This window comes from Sinosporangium siamense (genome assembly GCF_016863435.1).
Classification (GTDB): domain Bacteria; phylum Actinomycetota; class Actinomycetes; order Streptosporangiales; family Streptosporangiaceae; genus Sinosporangium; species Sinosporangium siamense.
Window position 1 is genome coordinate 179036 of sequence record NZ_BOOW01000027.1, and the last position, 17382, is coordinate 196417.

At 72.5% G+C, this 17382-nt stretch carries 14 protein-coding genes; 4 read left to right on the forward strand and 10 right to left on the reverse strand.

All coding sequences use genetic code 11. From position 1 onward, the window contains the following. Positions 1-15: 15 nt before the first annotated feature. Genes Ssi02_RS20505 through Ssi02_RS20520 form a run of 4 tightly spaced genes read right to left on the reverse strand, consistent with a single transcriptional unit; the run spans position 16 to position 7623 of the window. Positions 16-1533: a phospholipase D-like domain-containing protein gene (locus tag Ssi02_RS20505; protein WP_204027765.1), complete on the reverse strand. Its 1518-nt coding sequence runs from the start codon at positions 1531-1533 to the stop codon at positions 16-18. Next, on the reverse strand, positions 1526-2806 hold the full coding sequence (locus tag Ssi02_RS20510) for a hypothetical protein (protein WP_204027767.1): 1281 nt from the start codon (positions 2804-2806) through the stop codon (positions 1526-1528). Before Ssi02_RS20510 ends, Ssi02_RS20505 begins: the two co-directional genes overlap by 8 nt. Continuing rightward, the gene (locus tag Ssi02_RS20515) at positions 2803-6162 is read right to left on the reverse strand and encodes a DEAD/DEAH box helicase (protein ID WP_204027769.1); all 3360 of its coding nucleotides are present in this window, start codon (positions 6160-6162) and stop codon (positions 2803-2805) included. Before Ssi02_RS20515 ends, Ssi02_RS20510 begins: the two co-directional genes overlap by 4 nt. A 9-nt stretch (positions 6163-6171) precedes the next feature. Continuing rightward, positions 6172-7623 carry a hypothetical protein gene (locus tag Ssi02_RS20520; protein ID WP_204027772.1) on the reverse strand — a complete coding sequence of 484 codons (1452 nt, stop codon included), beginning with the start codon at positions 7621-7623 and terminating at the stop codon, positions 6172-6174. A gap of 224 nt (positions 7624-7847) precedes the next feature. On the opposite strand from Ssi02_RS20520, the gene Ssi02_RS20525 reads away from it, so the two are divergent. Beyond that, positions 7848-8450 carry a helix-turn-helix domain-containing protein gene (locus Ssi02_RS20525; protein WP_204027774.1) on the forward strand — a complete coding sequence of 201 codons (603 nt, stop codon included), beginning with the start codon at positions 7848-7850 and terminating at the stop codon, positions 8448-8450. 186 nt (positions 8451-8636) lie between these two features. Here Ssi02_RS20525 and Ssi02_RS20530 read toward each other — a convergent pair whose 3' ends face one another. From Ssi02_RS20530 to Ssi02_RS20540, 3 genes are read right to left on the reverse strand one after another with little or no spacing between them, the layout of a single operon-like run. Further along, positions 8637-9584, reverse strand: coding sequence for a VWA domain-containing protein (locus Ssi02_RS20530; protein ID WP_204027776.1), 948 nt, complete (start codon positions 9582-9584; stop codon positions 8637-8639). Continuing rightward, the gene (locus Ssi02_RS20535) at positions 9581-10537 is read right to left on the reverse strand and encodes a DUF58 domain-containing protein (protein WP_239129186.1); all 957 of its coding nucleotides are present in this window, start codon (positions 10535-10537) and stop codon (positions 9581-9583) included. The genes Ssi02_RS20530 and Ssi02_RS20535 overlap by 4 nt, the downstream gene beginning before the upstream one ends. After that, positions 10534-11538, reverse strand: coding sequence for an AAA family ATPase (locus Ssi02_RS20540; protein ID WP_204027780.1), 1005 nt, complete (start codon positions 11536-11538; stop codon positions 10534-10536). Before Ssi02_RS20540 ends, Ssi02_RS20535 begins: the two co-directional genes overlap by 4 nt. Before the next feature lie 349 nt (positions 11539-11887). On the opposite strand from Ssi02_RS20540, the gene Ssi02_RS20545 reads away from it, so the two are divergent. After that, positions 11888-12643, forward strand: coding sequence for a hypothetical protein (locus Ssi02_RS20545; RefSeq protein WP_204027781.1), 756 nt, complete (start codon positions 11888-11890; stop codon positions 12641-12643). Here Ssi02_RS20545 and Ssi02_RS20550 read toward each other — a convergent pair. Together Ssi02_RS20550 and Ssi02_RS20555 are read right to left on the reverse strand one after the other, a co-directional pair. Continuing rightward, positions 12640-12792, reverse strand: coding sequence for a hypothetical protein (locus tag Ssi02_RS20550; protein WP_204027782.1), 153 nt, complete (start codon positions 12790-12792; stop codon positions 12640-12642). The genes Ssi02_RS20545 and Ssi02_RS20550 overlap by 4 nt on opposite strands. Before the next feature lie 59 nt (positions 12793-12851). Continuing rightward, the gene (locus Ssi02_RS20555; RefSeq protein ID WP_239129199.1) at positions 12852-13841 is read right to left on the reverse strand and encodes a helix-turn-helix transcriptional regulator; all 990 of its coding nucleotides are present in this window, start codon (positions 13839-13841) and stop codon (positions 12852-12854) included. Positions 13842-13898: 57 nt separating this feature from the next. Between Ssi02_RS20555 and Ssi02_RS20560 the strand changes: the two genes are divergently transcribed. Continuing rightward, positions 13899-15260: an FAD-binding oxidoreductase gene (locus Ssi02_RS20560; protein ID WP_204027783.1), complete on the forward strand. Its 1362-nt coding sequence runs from the start codon at positions 13899-13901 to the stop codon at positions 15258-15260. 208 nt (positions 15261-15468) lie between these two features. Here Ssi02_RS20560 and Ssi02_RS20565 read toward each other — a convergent pair whose 3' ends face one another. After that, a complete protein-coding gene (locus tag Ssi02_RS20565) occupies positions 15469-16116 on the reverse strand; it encodes a TetR/AcrR family transcriptional regulator (protein WP_239129202.1) in 648 nt (215 codons plus the stop codon). Between the two features lie 97 nt (positions 16117-16213). Between Ssi02_RS20565 and Ssi02_RS20570 the strand changes: the two genes are divergently transcribed. Further along, positions 16214-17242, forward strand: coding sequence for a glycoside hydrolase family 113 protein (locus Ssi02_RS20570; RefSeq protein ID WP_239129205.1), 1029 nt, complete (start codon positions 16214-16216; stop codon positions 17240-17242). Positions 17243-17382 lie beyond the last annotated feature (140 nt).

Sequence of the window (17382 nt, forward strand, 5' to 3'; positions counted from 1 at the left end):
CACAGCCAGGCCCGTTCACCTGCGTGTCAGGACGGCCGGGCAGAGACCCCGCCGGATCCCGGCGGCGGTCTCGCGCGGCCGGGACAACCAGCCGTCCAGCAGCGCACGCGCCCCCGGCGTGGACTCCCCGGGCGCGGGGGCCAACCACCAACGCCCCCGGTCGCCGGTGCCGAACAACTCCCACACCGACTCACCCGCGTACAGGAGAAAGCTCCCCTCCCTCTCCTGCGTGTAGAGCACCGGAGGCCGCGCGGCCTGAGCGCGGAACGCGAGCCACACCTCGTCCTCGCAGCCGACGTGAAGCTCCTGCTTCAAAGGCCACGGCCTGCGCCATCCGGCGGCCAGCCGGCGGTCCATCTCCCTCTGCGCCGGACGCCGGGCGAAGGAGAGGTCGGCCTGGTCGATCGCATGGGTGAAGTAGCGGACGGCCTCCGCCAGCGCGGCCTCGCCGTCCAGCCGCACCCCGGTCTCCACGCCGTCGAGCAGGCCGTGGGCGGCGTCGAAGTTCGCCGAGAACAACGCGCCCCTCACCCCGTCGGCGACGACGCCCTTGGCGTGGTTGAGCGAGTCGGCGTGCACATGCACTCCGAGGTCGGCGAGCGCCGTGGCGTCGGCCCGGTGGGCGGCCATGTTGTTGCGGCCCCGGCACAGCAGATCGACCCGCAGCCGCCGCCTGGACATCGCGCGTTCCAGCGGCCCGAGAAGCAGGTCCGGGTGATCGACGAGCCCGTTCAGCGAGAACGTCGCCAGCAGCAGGTTGCCGCGTGCCTCGCCGATCACGTCGCGCAGGTGGGACAGGATGAACCGCTCGTCGCCGTGAGTCCAGATCACACCCGGCGCCGGCGGCTCCCCGGGACTCGGCACCCGGCACGGGCTCGGCGCCGGCTCCACCTTCTGGACCGAGTAGGTCGCCGACCCCGGCGGCATCTCGTAGGAGCTGGCGTGCCACAACCGCACGAAGAACCGGGCGATCCTGTCGACCTCCGCCGGTTCGCGGACGACCACCCCGTTCTCCCCGATCTTGTTGAGCCCGTTCGTGTCCAGATTGGCGCTGGAGATCAGCGCGACCCGGTCGTCCACCACGACGAACTTCGCATGGCAATCGGGGTGCCCCCGTACGGCGATGCCCCGCCGGGTCAGTTCGGCGAAGTGTTTGCGCTGGACGCGGGCGGCGTCGTCCGGGTCGCGCGTCTCCTCCAGCTCGGCCAGGCGGCGGCGCAGACTCTGCTCGCTCAGCTCCGAGACGATGTAGACGCCGCCACGCAGGCGCTCGGCCGCGGCGTACAGGGCGCGCAGCAGGTCGTTCTCACCGAGGAGGAAACTGGCGACGAACACCTTGTCGCGCGCCTCGCGGATCATCTCCAGAGCGGCGTCCTTGATGCTCGTGCGCGACCCCGTGTAGGTGAAGACGTGCCGGTAACCGCCCGGCGGCGGGTCGCCGGGCGAATACGCGCCGTGGGACCGGCCGGCGTCCCGCACGAGGAAGAACCCGTCGTCGAAGGTGAGCGCGCCGAGGTCGATCCGGTCAGTCATAGGCGAAGTCCCTACCTCGGCGCAGCTCGTAGGTGAGCGCGTAGTGGCCGAGTGCCCAAATCCGCTCGCGTATGGACTCCTCGGTGAGTGCGGCCCCGTAGCGGCGGCCGGCCTCCGCGGCGGCCTGCCTCAGCGCCTTCGCGGGGTCGGGCGCCGCCATCACCGCCGCGACGACGTCGTCACGGGCGAACAGCAGCCGGGCCTCGTCGTCGACTGGGAAGAACCGGCACGAGACCTCCACCGCGGCTTCCTCGGCCTGCACGGCGAATCCCGTCACGTCGCTCAGCGTCCTGCCCTTGCGGCAGAGCGCGCGGGCGGCTTCGCCGTTCACGAGGACCTCCCAGGCGGCGTAACCGCGCCGCCGCAGCGCCGGGGCCCCCGGCAGACCGAGCTCCTCGCCCAGGGCGCGCTGGAGCGCCGGGTCCTCCAGGCGGCCGGCGATCTCCAGCCATCCGCCGAGCAGGCCGTCGACCCTGACCAGGGCGAAGCTCCCGGCCAAGGTGAAGCTCACCTCGGCCCTCTCACCGTTCTTGCCGGAGCGGCGGGCGGTCCCGGTGACGGTGACGTCCGCGGCGAGGCCGGAGCCCGGCTCCTCCCGGACGATCGCGCGGCAGCGGTAGACGGGGCACACCCCGGGCAGATCCGGCCGCCCCCGCTCACCCCTCAGGGGTTCGATGAGCGGGACGTCGCCGTGCTCGGGGATCGGGACGTCGGCGATGTCCGAGCCCCGCCCGCCCGCCGTGCCCTCACGCACACGCATGCCGAGATACTCCGCCCTGGTGTACGCCCTGAGCTCGGACGGCACCGGAGCACGCAGGTCCGCGATCACCTGCTTGCGTTCGAGGTCGCGCAGCCAGCTGTTCTGCTCCGAGGGGACGACGAACAGCTCGCCGGTGCGGGGCAGCAGGACGAAGTCGGCCGTGGAGGGCACCGGGCGGTCGGCGGTCCGCTGCCGCAGGACGGTCGCCGCCCGCTCCGGATCGACCCGGTAGCCGCTCCCGTCGCAGGCCAGCACCCCGTCGGCGACCAGGCGCCACGCGGCCCCCGCGAGCACGGCGGGCGGCAGCGACGTCACCGCTGCGAAGTCGGCGGGCTCGACCGTGCCGAACGTCAGCCCCATCTCCAGGACGAACCGCTCCAGCGACGTCAGCTCCCGCGACTGCCTGCGCAGCACCGGCACGTTGCGCCAGTGCAGCATGGGCAGGAGCGCCTCGCGCACGGCGGCGACCCCGCCGCCGGGAAGCGGCGTGGGGCTGATCCGCACCAGCTTCACGTGGGATTCACCTCCAGCTGCTTGAGCAGCAGGGCATGCGGATTGCCGGGGGCGAAGAGCCCGGCCATGTTCGCGTAGAACCGCTCCGCCTCGGGCACGCCGCGCAGCCGGGTGAGGGTGTTGAGGTGGCCGATCAGCGTGATCCCGCGGCGCGCCCTGCTGCAGGCGACGTTGAGCCGGCGGACGTCCTGCAGCCACAGCGCGAAGTTCGACAGCTCCCGGCCCCCGCCGCGCCGGGTACGGCAGAAGCTGATGACGACCAGATCACTCTGCTGGCCCTGAATCCTGTCGATCGCGTCGATCACCTCGAATCTCAGGACCTGGAAGTCCCCCTGTCGCTCCAGCCGCTCCTTGATCGCGCGTGCCTGGGCGGAATAGAAGGTCAGCACGCTGACCGTCACGTTCTTCTCCTCGCGGGCCCGCAGCTCGTGCTCCCAGATCCGGCAGGCAGCGGCGACCAGGTCGGCTTCGAGCACGTTGACGAACCCCGTCCCCACAAGCTCGTCACCGGCCCGGGGATGGCCGGAGGTGTCAAGGAACGTGAGCGGACGGCGGAACGTCTGGCCGGTGACGAGCTCCGTCACCCCCGAGGCCGCCAGCTCGTCCGCCGGGGCGCTGCGATAGCGCCCGTCGTACACCGGCTCCCTGATCAGCGCGGCGATCGGATCGATCATCCTGCGCTGCTCGATCAGCTCCTGCCGCAGGGACGGCGGGCCCTCGGCGACGCACCGCTCGAACAGGCTGCGCACGAGGTGGGTGCGTATGGCGCCGAGCAACTCGCGGTCGCCGTCGGCCCCCCGGTCCTGAAGCCGGCGGCGCCCCTCGGCGAACTTCTCGCGGTATACCGCCCGCCAGTGCTCGCGGTGGAGGCCCTCGGCGATCCCCGTGACGGACTCGCCGCGGAAGCGGTGCAGTTCCTCCTCCTCCAGCCACAGCTTCCCCAGCGTGTCGACCGCGGCGCGCAGGTCGGGGGCGGCGCCCCGCTCCGTCATGTGCAGGGCGCTCAGCGCGTGCAGGAAGTGCTCGTTCTTCGCCTCCACGTACGGCGGGAGCTGCTTTTCGTCGCCGACCAGGATCCAGCGGCGGGCCTGCTTGGCCCCGATGAGGAACTCGCTGTCGACGACCCGGCTGGCCTCGTCGACGATGAGCGTGTCGTATTCCTCGCCGCGCAGGTCCCTGTCGCCGCCGAACCCGACCGTGGTGCAGCAGACGAGATTGGCCGACACGGCCAGCTGCCCGGCCAGGCTGTCGATGAGCCCCTGTTCCTCGTCCCGACCCGCCGCCCGGTCCAGGCCGGTGAGGTGGAACCAGCGTCGCTCCAGGTGGGCGTAGCGGTCCAGGCGCCATTCCCGGTCCTTGATCGACCGGACCCGCGCGGCAAGGTGCGCCTCGCCGGCGTGCGCCAGATCGGGGTCGGGGAGCAGGGCCCGCGCGTGTGCGGTCTCCTCGGTGCGGCGTGCGACTCGCGCCTGTGCCTTGCGCTCGCGGCGCTCCTGCTTGGCGTGCCCGGCGTGGAGGGCGTCGAGCCGGGCCCGCCACCGGGCACCCGCCGCCGCCGCGCCCTTGTGCTCGCGGCTGGCGGCTTCCACGTCGCGCTGGGCCGCCCGGTGCTCCCGGCGCGCACGGCCGAGGGCACCCATGCCGATGCTCGCCAGCAGCACCGTCCAGACCGTGGCGCCGTTTTCGAGCCGCGCCACCGCCTCGCCAGAGGCGTGTTCGAGCCGGGAGGCCCGGGCGAGCCGTCCGGCGGCGGCCCGTTCCGCGCCGGCGGCCAGGGAGATCTCACGCCCGGCCTCCGCCACGGCGGCGCGGTGCCCGGCGCGGTGGCGTTCGCCGTCGCGGAGCACCCGGTCGCGCCGTGCGCCGGCGTCGGCCTGCGCGCGCACGGCGGCGAGGTATGCCTCGATCCGGGAACGCTCCTCGGCGAGGCCGGCCGCCTCGGCGCGCCAGCCGGCCACGCCGGAGGTCTCCGGGCGGCGCGCCCTGCGCGCGATCTCACCGGCGATCGCCGACTTGGTGAACCTGCGGAGCTCCGGCCGCACCCGGCTGTCGTCCCACGCGAGGCGCAGCGGGAACACGCCGTCGACGTCACGGAGGCGCCGCAGTACCTCGTCGACCGCGACGTGCATCGGAGCGAGCAGCAGCACACGCTCGCCCCGGGTCACCAGCTGCCGGACGATCTCGGTGATCACCGTGGTCTTGCCGGTCCCCGGCGGCCCCTGGATGAAGAAGGCGTGCGGACTGGACACCGCCCCCGTCACAGCCTCTCGCTGCTCGCGGTTCAGACCGGAGTCGAAGAACGCCGCGGGCGGGCGGGGCGAGGGCAGCGGGGGGAGCGTCGAGGGCGCGCTGAGCATCCGCGCCAGCACCTCCCAGTTGCCCGCCACCTCCTCCTGCAGAAGCCGTTTGAGTGCGTAGGAGTGCGGGGCGAGGCCGAAGCGCGCGCTGCTCGAAACACTCACCCGGTCGCCGGGGACCAGGCCGAGCCGGTCGGCCTGACCCAGATGGAGGACGTCTCCGTCGACCGCCTGGACCTGCACCTTCGCCGACTCCCGGCCGGCCGCCACGACGACCGGCGTGCCGGCGCCGAAGGGCTCGTCCGGAGCGTGTTCGTCCGGACTGCGCTTGTCCGGACCCTGCTCATTCGGACCCTGCTCATTCGGACCGGGCTCGCCGGGACCGTGCAGGCGGACCGGGAACGTCCCAGGCGGATACAGCGGCGACGCGGCGAGCACCACGCCCGCGACGCTCACCGTCCCCTCGTGCTTGAGCCGTTCCGACAGCAGATCGATCATCATCAGCAGGGCGGAGTAATGCCGGCGGACCTGGGCGTGCAGCCGGTTCTTCTCCACGATCCGGTCGTCCGGCGAGCCAAGGCCCGACTCGGCGAGGTCGTGGGCGCGGCGGGCGGCGCGCAGACGCTCGCCCACCTCCTCGTGCACGGCGTCGATGTCGCACTGGCGCCCCTCCCGCGGCGTGTGGAAGCTCACCGCGGCGTTGACCGTGAACCTCGCGTTCAACGGACGCCTCCGCCTCTTCACCGAGGTCACGACCGCCAGCGGCTCTCCGCTGCCCTCCTCGGGCTCGCTCCTGACGAAGACGTCGAAGCGTTGCCCGCTCAGGCAGAAGTAGTCACCCTGCCCGCGCCTGTCACTGACGAAGCCCGCCTCCAGCTCCGCTTCGACCTCCCGGAGATCGGTGCCGATATCGGCGAGCTTGTCCGGTAACCCCGCCCGGAATGTGAGAGGCAGCCGGATCGCCCCCTCGGGGGCGTTCAACGTGATCAGGACCTCGCGCCTGTAGTCGATGAGCCACAGGAGCGGGATCCCCACAAGCAGTACGGCGAGCCCGAGCACGTCGACGCCTCACCGGTCCGTGCGGACGAACCGCAGGTCGTCGCAGAGCCGGATGACGTCCTCGCCGGTGCCCCGCAGCGCCCAGGCCGCCCGCAGCGCGATCTTCGCCTTCTCTCCGAGGGTCGCGCTGTCCTTCGGGCTCACCGGACGGTCGCCGTGCGCCAGGATCGACTTGTTGCGCGCCGTGACCAGGGAGTTGAGGTGGGACAGCGCCTTGTGATCGCCGATCCCCGCCTTGGCGGGAAGCCGGTCCCCCAGCGCGACGAGCAGCACCGCCGCGCTCATCAACCCGATGACCGGAGGAAGCGTGTTCACCGATCCGGTCCGGCCGAGGGAGCGCTGGATCTCGTCGTACCGCTCCTCCAGCGCCGGCACGTCGCCGGTGAGCAGCGTGTAGTCCGGCCGGTCGCAGGCGAACCCCGCCGCGAGCGACTCCAGCCGTCCCGCCAGGCACCCCTCGATGGTGCGATACGACAGCAGCGCGGCGAAGTCGTGCCGCCCGAGTTCGCGATAGTGCTCGCTCAGCACGAAATAGCAGACCAGGAGACTGTCCCGCTCGCCCGCCGCGATCCGGCGCAGGAAGCCGAGCTGGCGCGAGACTCGCTCCGAGGTCTCCGCGCCGACCTGGTAGGACTCGTGCTCCAGCACCGACGCCACCGCCTCGATGCATCCCGGCAGCCGCTCAAGGTCGAGGTCGCACCAGGCGCGATACAGGTCCGACAGCGCCCGCATGAGCCGCGCCCGGCCCGGCGCGGCGAGGCTCTCGCACAACTCGTCGTATCGCTGCCGCGCACTCTCGAAGGCGCCGCCGGCGAACGCCTCGAGCGCCCCGGCCATCCGCTGCTCCCCGAACAGCGTGGTCGGGTTGTCCAGCAGAAGCAGCCGGTCCGAGCCCGGGACGGGGCGGTGCCGCACGGCGTCGTACTCGCTGTCGATGTAACACAGGTCCAGGCCCAGCTGCCAGGCCGCGAGGGCCGCCGCGGCGCTCATGACCTTCCGGCCGCCGGTGATGTCGATGATCGCGTACGGCCGGGCCCCGCCGACCGGGTGCGCCCGGCCGAGCTCCTCCTTGAGGATGCGGTAGATGCCGAGCGGGTCCGTGGGCACGCAGGAGCGGTGCGTGAAGTCGCGCGGCCGGAGCCCGCCCGGGCCCACGAGGCAGCCGGCGATCACGTCGATGCTGTCCGCGGCGGTCTCGGACGACACGACCAGGAGGCGGCGGGGGTTGAGTGCCTTGAAGGCGATGATCGTGGTGAGCGGGGAGAAGCCGGACAGGCTGATCAGCAGTTCCACCGGCTCGCGCACACGCCTGGCGCCGCCCTTCACGACCCGCGCGACCACCTCGTCGAGCATGTGGTCCAGGTAGAAGGCGAGCGCCTGGGACTTCGCGTCACCTTCGCCGTAGGTCTCCTGGCCCCGCTCGATGCGCTGGAGCCGGGCGGCCCTGTCTTCGAAGGACACCACAGCAGCTCCCAGGTCCGATGGATCAAGACCCGCACGATCCTAACAATTCAAATGCCAGAAAAACGGGAATTAGGTCGGCCTGTCATTTGTGCCAATAAGGCAATGAAATATTCCAATTGACATGAATTAACTCGATATTTCCGGGTCTGAGGTGATCTGGCCGGGTGGCGTACGGCAGAGCCAACTTGACAAACCGCGTTGCCGTGACGGCAAATGGACGGATGGCTGACGACGACATGGCCGAGGTGCTGACCGCCGTAGGACCCCGCCTGCGGGCGCTGCGCCGCGCCCGCGGCACCACGCTGGCCCAGCTCAGCGAGGCGACCGGGATCTCGCTCAGCACCCTGTCCCGCCTTGAGTCGGGCGGCAGGCGGCCGACGCTGGAGCTTCTGCTGCCCCTCGCCAAGGCCTACGGAGTGCAGCTCGACGAACTCGTCGGCGCTCCCGCCACCGGCGATCCCCGCGTGAACCCGCGCCCCTTCACCCGCCACGGCCAGACCTATGTGCCGCTGACCCACTACCTCGGCGGCATGCGCGCCTACAAGCAGATCATCCCCGTCCGCGACACCCCGGACGCACGGCCCCAGCAGTCCACCCACGAGGGCTACGAATGGCTTTACGTGCTCTCGGGCAAGCTGTGGCTGGCCCTGGCCGACCACGACCTCGTCCTGACCGCCGGCGAGGCCGCCGAGTTCGACACCCGCACCCCCCACGGCTTCGCCAACCCCGGCGACCGCCCGGTGGAGTTCCTCAGCCTCTTCGGCCCCCAGGGCGAACGCATGCACGTCCGCGCCCGCCCGACCACCCGCCGCTCAGGAGACTGAACCCGCCCCTCCGCACCGGGGCCAACCGGGGCCTTCGCCGTACCCGAGCCCGGTGGCGCCTGCGCGCCGGACGGGGGGCAGGTCGTCCGGCGGGCGCGTGAACCTTCGTGTGGTCAGGAGCGGTGGGCCGGGCTGGGGTGTGCCCGGGAGTGGATGAGGACCTCCATGCCGTCGAGGATGCTCCCCCTACGGCAGGCGTGTGCCGAACAGCAGGCCCGACGCCGCCACCAGCAGCCCCACGGCCAGAGCGCCGATCGTGAACCACTGGCTGACCTCCTGGTGGACCGTGCGATAACCGAGCGAGGTGCCGATCTGCTCATACACCTCGCGAAGCTGCGTGCCCGACTCGGCCTCGTAGGCGCGCCCGCCGGTGCCCTCCGACAGCGTGCGCAGCGTCGCCTTGTTCACCGGCACGGTCACCGGGCGGCCGTCGATCATCACGGTGCCCTCCTGCGTGCCGTACGCGATCGTCGAGACCGGCACCTTGGCCCGCGTCGCCGCCTCCACGGCCTCGCTGATGGAACGCCCCGAGGTGTTGTCGCCGTCCGACAGCAGCACCACCGCCGCCGGCGGCGGGTCGCTCGCCGCCTGCTGGTCGAACGACCGGATCGGGTCCAGCGAGCTGAACACCGCCTCGCCGATCGCCGTGCCCGGCCGCGTCGCGAGATTGCCCACGGCGGTCACCACCGCCATGTGATCGGTCGTCGGCGACACCACGACCGACGCCGACCGCGCGAACGACACCAGCCCCACGTTGAACCGCTCCGGCAGGTCGCGCACGAACCGCTGCGCCGCCTCCTTGGCCGCCACCAGGCGGCTCGGCTCCACGTCGTCGGCCTCCATCGACAACGAGATGTCGACCGCCACCATGATCGTGGCCCGGTCGCGCGGCACCCGCACCGAGTCGGCCGGCCGCGCCGCGGCCACCACCAGCAGCGCCATCATCACCAGGAACAGCAGCGGCGCGACGTGCCGCCGCCAGTCGGGACCTGGCGGCGCCACCAGCGTGAGCAGCGGCAGATTGGTGAACCGCATCGCATAGCGCCGCCGGGCGAACTGCGCCGCCACATAGGCGGCGACCACCACCGCGAGCAGCAGCCCGAGCCACAACCAACCGGGCGAGAGAAACGTCACCTGCCTGCTCCTGACCTCGGGAACCGGTGCGCCGAGCGCGCCGTGCGGCGCCGCCGCAGCACGAACTGGGCGACGTCGGCCACCCAGTCCCTGTCGGTGCGCAGCACCAGGTGCGCCGCGCCCGCGCGGCGCAGCGCGGTGGCGGTGCACCTGCGCTGAAGGGCGGCGGCCTCGGCGTATTTCTCGCTGAGCCGCCGCGTCAGCCGCACCTCGCGGGTGCGGCCCGTCTCGGGATCGGTCAGCACCACCAGGCCCCCCGGCGGCAGGTCCAGCTCACGCGGATCGACGACCTCGATCGCCAGCACGTCGTGCCGGGCGGTCAGGCGCCGCACCGCACGCTCCCACGGACGGGGCGCCTCCGGGTCGAGCACCGGCTCGGGATCGATGAAGTCCGACACCACCACCCGCAGCCCCCGGTTGCGCCGCACCGTCCCCAGCACCTCGACCGCCTCGCCCAGCGCCGGCGCGCCGGGTACGGCACCGGCCCGCGGAGCGTCCATCAGCGAGTGCAGCAGCCCGTAAAGCGCCTGCCGCCCCGACCGCGCCTGCATCCGGTGCACGTGCGCCCCGGTCAGCACACACGCCCCGAACCGGTCGCCGGTGCGTCCCGCCAGGAACCCCACCGCCGCCACCGCGGCCACCGCCAGCGCCCGCTTGTCGAGACCCTCGGTGCCGAAGTCCATGCTGGCCGACAGATCGGCCAGCACCCACGTCTCCAGCTCGCGGTCGGCCACCAGGTCGCGCACGTGCGGCGTGCCGGTCCGCGCGGTGACCGGCCAGTCCATGCGCCGCACGTCGTCCTCGCCGGGCACGTAAAGGCGGCTGTCGCCGTACTCACTGCCGGGACCGGGCAGCAGCCCCTGGTGGGCGCCGTGCAGCAGGCCGGAAAGGCGGCGCGTCACGGTGAGTTCGAGGCGCCGAAGCACCTGCTCGGCGGCCGGGAACGGGGTCACGAGCGGCCCTGGTTCCACACCACCACGGGCGGGGGCACCGCGAGCAGGATGTCGCCCACGACGTCCTCGGGGGCGACGCCGTCGGCGATCGCGTCGAACGTCAGCATCAGCCGGTGCGCCATCACGTCGATCGCCACGTCGCGCACGTCGTCGGGCAGCAGGTAGTCGCGGCCCCGCAGCAGCGCCAGCGCCCGCCCGGCGGCCACCAGCCCCAGCGTGGCGCGGGGGCTGACGCCCACCTCGATCGTGTCCGACAACTCCGGCAGGCCGTACTCGTGCGGGGCGCGGGTCGCCATCACCAGCCGCACGACGTAGTCGGCGACCAACTGGTGCACCGACACCCGCTCGGCGGCCTCCTGCAGCACGAGCAGCCGCTCCGGATCGAGCACGGGGGAGGGGGCGGGCGGGGTGACGCTCATGCGGTGCAGGATGGACAGCTCCTCCTGCGCGCTCGGATGCCGCACCCGCACCTTGAACAGGAACCGGTCGCGCTGCACCTCGGGCAGCGGGTAGACGCCCTCGGACTCCACCGGGTTCTGCGTGGCCAGCACCACGAACGGCCGCGGCAGCGGATGCGTCTGCCCCGCCAGCGTGACCTGCCGCTCCGCCATCACCTCCAGCAGCGCCGACTGCACCTTGGCCGGGGCCCGGTTGATCTCGTCGGCCAGCAGGAAGTTGACGAACACCGGCCCGAGTTCGACGCCGAAACTCTCGCTCGAGGGATGGTAGACGCGGGTGCCGACGATGTCGCTCGGCACCAGATCGGGCGTGAACTGGATGCGCGCGAAACTGCCGCCGACGACCGTGGCGAGGGTCTGCGCCGCGAGGGTCTTGCCCACGCCCGGCGTGCCTTCGAGCAGGCAGTGCCCGCGTGCCAGCAGGGCGACGACCAGCCGCTCGACCAGGTGGTCCTGGCCCACGATGACGCCCCGCACCTCCGCCATGGCGCGGCGCAGCAAATCGGCTTCGGTTTCGCTGGGCACTTCCTCGGCGACGCTCATCACCCCATTAAAGCGTGCAGAACCCCACTTACAGGTGGGGGAGCAGTCGCGGCACGCCGCGGTGTCGCGCAATTTCGGCCCAGGGGTTTCGGCGGGAGGGTTTTTGGGGGAGAGGCCGGATGCGGAGGGTACGGCGCAGCCCGCCCGGCCTGCCCCCGGAGCTGCGGAGCCGGCGCTGCCTGTCCCGGAGGTGCAGCGCTACGGCGGAGCCTGCGCGGCGTCCTCCCAAGGCGCGACGTGCCGGCGCCCCGCGGCGGTGCCTCTCCCCCGGCCGGGGAGCGGTTGTCCGGCCCGGAGCGGCGGGCGGGGGACGCGGCGGTCACGTCGGCGGCAGTCAGGGTGTGCTTTCATGACACACGTGGCAAGTCCGCTGCACTACGGTGATCCGCCCAGGCTCGGGCCCTTCGTCCTGCAGTCCCGCCTGAGGATGGAGCAGGCGGGGCACGTCTACCTGGGGCACGCCCCCGACGGGCGCCCCGTGTCGGTCGCCGTGCTCACCCGCGGCGCCGCCCTCGACCCCGCCGCCCGCGAGCGGTTCCTCACCGCGATCGGCGAGGCCTCCGCCGGGCAGGCCGGGGGAGTGCGGCGACTGTGGGCACGCGCCGTGCGGGCCCGGCCGCAGGGAGCGCCGCGCGTGCTCGCGATGTCGGGCGGGCGGGCGCCGTGGGTGGCCGTGCCCTACGTGCCCGGCCGGCCCGGCGCCGAGTGGTTTCTGGAGCCGGTGATGGTGAGCGGCACCCTCATCGGCGCGGCGCACGGCCCCGACTTCGTGCCCTACTGGCTGCCCGACCGCTCACCCGCCGTGCCCCCGCCCCCGCCGCCGAGGCCGCCCCTGACCGAGACCCGCCGCGCCGTGCTCGCCGCGGCCTGCGTCCTGGCGGGCCTTCTGGCGCTGCTGGCGGCGGTGGTGCTGGTCCTGTTCAGCCCCGACGAGCAGGTCGGGCCCGACCGCCGCCCCCTGCCCCCCGCGACGTTCGTGCCGACGCCCCCGCCGATCCCGCCCACCCCGACTCCGGAGGAGCCGACACCGACCCCCAGCCCGGGCGAGACGGGCACCGGCACCCCGGCCCCGTCCCCGGACGACGGCGAGGGCGCCCCCATCTAGCGCCGGGGGAGCGCGGCCAGGACGGCTTCAAGCCGTTCGCCGGCAGGACCGCTCAACTCGATCGCCGGCACGTCGTCCAGCACCTGCAGCGGGTCGTCGCACACCAGGCCCGGCGAGGTGTCGTTCACCGCCTGCCGGAGCCGGGACACCTCCGCTCACGGCATGGAGCCGGGCCACCCCTGGCCGAGCCGTACGCTCGCGGATCGCGTCATTCCGGTAGCCATTCGCGGAGTGTGCGGAGGGCGGTCTTGACCTCCTCCGAGGCGTGCGTCAGGGTGACGGGGGGGTCGAGTGCCGCGATGGCGGCGACATATTGGGTCATCAGCTCGATGGACTCCGCGCTCAGGTGGACGGTGCAGGCGTCCGGGCCCCGCGGTTCGATCCGGCCAGGAACGGTGGCGAACAGCCGCGACCTCACCGCGTCGGCCCCGAGCCCGACCTCCAGCCGGGCGGTGTGGCGGTAGGTCGCGAGGGCGAACGACCGCATGAGATAGGCGACCGGATCCGGCGCAGGCAACGCGCGCGGAGGGAAGTGGGCACCGGGCACGGGCATCGGGTCGCCGATCCGGTCGGCGCGGAAGATGCGCCAGTCCGCCCGGTCGGGGACATAGGCAATCAGATACCACCGGCCCATGACCGTGACCAGGCTGTCCGGCTCGACGCGGCGGCCGCCGCCTCCGCCGGCGCGGCCCGGGTAGTCGAAGGTCAGCACCTGGCGTTCGTGGCAGCAGGAGGCGAGCGCGGCCAGCACAGCGGGGTCGGCACGCGGTGCGCCGTGCACGGGCACGGCGGCCGCCGCGCCGCCGAGGGCCGCCAGCCTGGGGCGCAGCCGGGCCGGCAGGACACGCTCCAGTTTTGCCAGCGCCCGCATCGAGCTCTCCCCGATCCCGGCGACGCCGCCGCCCGCCCCCGTCACCAGCCCGATCGCGACCGCGATCGCCTCCTCGTCGTCCAGCAGCAGCGGCGGCAGGTTCCGGCCGGCCGCCAGCCGGTAGCCGCCCGCGGTGCCCGTCGTGCTCTCCACCGGATAGTCCAGCGCGCGAAGCCGGTCGATGTCGCGGCGCACGGTGCGTCCGCTGACCTGGAGCCGGTCGGCGAGGTCGGCGCCCGACCATTCACGCCGGCTCTGCAGCAGCGACAGCAGCCGCAGCAGGCGCCCCGGCATGTCCCGGCGGGCCGATCCCCATTCGTTGCTCACGAAACCAGGATGCCTTGTGGACAAGATGTGTCCACAAGGGCTTCTAGCGTGAGTCGCATGAACGACAAGTCACAGCGACTCGCCGCACGCTCGCACGGTCCCGTGTACGCGCCGGGCGACAAGGAATACGACGGGGAGCGCACCGGCTTCCAGCTCCTCGACCCCCACCGGCCCGCAGTGATCGTGGCCGCGACCGGAGCCGGGGACGTGCGCTCGGCGGTCGAGTTCGCCGCCGAGACCCGGACACCGCTGGCCGTGCAGGCCGCCGGCCACGGCCACGCCGCCCCCGGCACGGGCATGCTGATCAGCACGCGCCGCATGTCCGCCGTCCGCGTCGACCCGCGGGCCCGCACCGCGTGGGTCGAGGCCGGCGCGACCTGGCGGCACGTCGTCGAGGCGGCTGCGCCGTACGGCATGGCCCCGCTGTCGGGCAGTTTCCCCGGGCTGGGAGCGGTCCCCTACACGCTTGGCGGCGGGGTGGGACTGCTGGCCCGGCGGTTCGGCTTCGCCGCCGACCACGTGCGCCGCCTCGACGTGGTCACCCTCGACGGGCGCCTCCGTGAGGTCACCGCGGCGGCGGAGCCCGATCTGTTCTGGGCGCTGCGCGGCGGGGGCGGCGACTTCGGCGTGGTCACCGGCATGGAGATCGACCTGTTCCCGGTCGCGCGGATCTACGGCGGGACCCTGTTCTTCGACGCCGGGCGGGTCCCGGACGTGCTGGACGGCTGGCGCCGCTGGACGGCGGATGTGCCGGAGGGGATGACGTCGGGGGTGACGGCTCTGCCGTACCCGGACCTGCCGGTGCTGCCCGCGCCGCTGCGGGGCCGCCATGTCGCCCAGATCCACGTCTGCTACGCGGGCCCGGCCGAGGAGGGGCGGGACCTGGTGGAGCCGCTGCGCTCGCTCGGGCCGGTCCTGCTCGACACGCTGCGCGACCTGCCCTATGCCGAGTCGGGCAAGGTGTTCGACGAGCCGGACCGGCCCCATGCCTACCGGTCGCGGAACCTCCTGGTGAGCGACCTTCGTCCGCAGGCGCTGGCCGATCTGACGAAGGCGGCGGGGCCTTCGGCGCCGGTGATGACGGTGGTGGGCCTCCGCCACCTCGGCGGTGCCCTCGCGCGTGAGCCTCACGTCGCGAACGCGGTCGGCCACCGCGGCGCGGCGTATGCGGTGACGACCCTGTCGCCGGTCGAGTCGGGGGAAGAGGAGAAGGTGGGGGAGACGCATCGCGACGCGCTCGCGCCGTTCGCCGGGGAGGCGCTCGGACGTTCGCTCAACTTCAGCTTCGGCGCGCTCGGCGGGGACGAGATCCGCTCGGCGTTCGCGCCGGGGGACTACGACCGGCTCGTCAAGCTGAAGGCCGAGCACGATCCGCACGGGCTGCTCCAGGCCAACCACCGCATCCCGCCCGCCCTGTAGCGGGCCGGCGCGCTCAGGCCCGCGCGGGGGGAAGCTGACCCGGTCACAGGGCGCCGACACCGCGGAATACCTGAGTCTACTTTGTAAAGGCGGTGGCAGTAGCAGCATCTCGGCTATCCAGGCGTCGCGAGCTGCATGTCATGCCGGACACCGAGGGCTTCCGCACGCCGGACCCGCCTGCCGCGGCGGAGCCGCCAAGCAAGCGGATTCACCGGCGCGGGCGCTGTTGCGCCTGCTCTTCGGCGGCGTCGAGCGCGGGTGCGAGGGCGGCGAGCGCGGAGCGGAGCAGATCGGGTAGCGAGCCGGACGGCACGACAAGCCCGCCGGCTGTGAGGGGTGCGGCCGGCGGTTGGAGCCACTGCTGGAGTGCGACCCGGACCGCGGCGGCCACACTCGCCGCGAGCACGCGGGCGACGGGCGTGCCGGTGTCGCCGAGGCGCTGGTCGATCGCGGCGGCGAGGGGGTGTTCGACCGCTGCGGCGGCGTCCAGGAACGCCTCACGCAGCGTGGGGCTGGTGGTGATCAGCAGCAGTGCCTCGTGGTCACGCGGTTCGGTGTACTGCTCCAGGATCGCTTCGGTCAGGGCGTCGGCGAGACGGGTGCGGGCGGGCCTGGCTGCCAGCGCCGCGGCGACCCGTGATTCCCGTTCGGCGGTGACGGCGGCGACGATCGCCTGTTCACGACTGGAGAAGTAGTTGTTGTAGGTCCTCGGCGAGACGCCGGCGGCCTCCGCGATGTCGTCGACGCGGACGTTGTCGGGGCCGTGCTGGAGAGCCAGCCGCAGTGCCGCCTCGCGCAGTGCCACTCGTGTGGCCTGCTTCTTCTGCTCGCGCAGCCCGGTTCGCCTTGTCGTCACGCTTGCAGTGTCCCAACTTTAGTGCGTGTGCGCAAACTTGCGTGCACGCAATATTTGTTCCTATGCTCAAAGGCCTCCGACAGAGAGGTTCAGACCCATGCGAGCCAAGGGCATCTGCTACGACACCGGCTTCCTCCGCAACGGAAGCGACTCCCGGCAGCACTTCACCCCTGATGTGGTCAAAAAGGAGCTGACCATCATCCGCGACGATCTCCACTGCAACGCCGTCCACATCACCGGCGGCGACCCGGACCGCCTGGAGCTCGCCGCCCGCTACGCCGCCGAGCTCGGACTGGAGATCTGGTTCTCCCCCTACCCGCTGGAGCAGACGACCGGCGAGATCCTCACCCTGCTCGCCGACTGCGCGACGCGGGCGGAGCGGCTCCGGGCGCAGGGAGCCGAGGTCGTGTTCGTCACAGGCGTAGAGCTGAGCGTCATGAACCGTGGTTTCCTCGAAGGCGACAACACCGACGAGCGACTCGGCTGGCTGCTAGGCGACCCGGCCCGCCGGCCCGAGAGGATCGCCGCGGCCGGCACCCGCCTCAACTCCTTCCTCCGCGAAGCCGTGGCGGTGGTCCGCGAGCGCTTCCACGGCAAGGTCACCTACGCCGCCATCCAGTTCGAAGGCGTCGACTGGGACCTGTTCGACTTCACGACCTTCGAACTCATCCGGTCCGCCGAGGTCGCCGGCATCTTCCGAGAGGCCGTGCGCAGCCTCGTCGCCCAGCCCAAACCGGTCGCCATGACCGGTTTTGGCACCGCCACCTGGCGCGGCGCGGGTGACAACGCGCCCCGCAGCATGGAAGTCCTCGAAACCGACGAAGTCACCGGTGAGGCACTCCGGCTGAACGGGGAATACGAGCGTGACGAGGCCGGCCAGGCGGCATACCTGAGCGAGCTGCTGGAGATCTTCGACAGCGAGGGCGTCGACAGCGCTTTTGTGTTCCTCTTCGCGCTCTACAACCTGCCCCACCGCCCTGACGGCGACCCCCGCGACGACCTCGACCTGGCCAGCCTCGGCATCGTCAAGGTCCTCGAAGACGGCCACGGCACCATCTATCCCGGCCTCCCCTGGGAGCCCAAGGCCGCCTTCGCCGCGGTTGCCGACCACTACCGCGGCGGCTGACCGCCTGCCGTAGCCCAGGCCCCACGAGGTGGATCTGGATTGCGGCGGCGGAGCTGCGCGGGGCCGTTCCCGCCCATCCAATATTGCTGCGTCACGCAGCGAACATGGTAAGTTGACTGCGTGACGCAGTCACTGTGTGG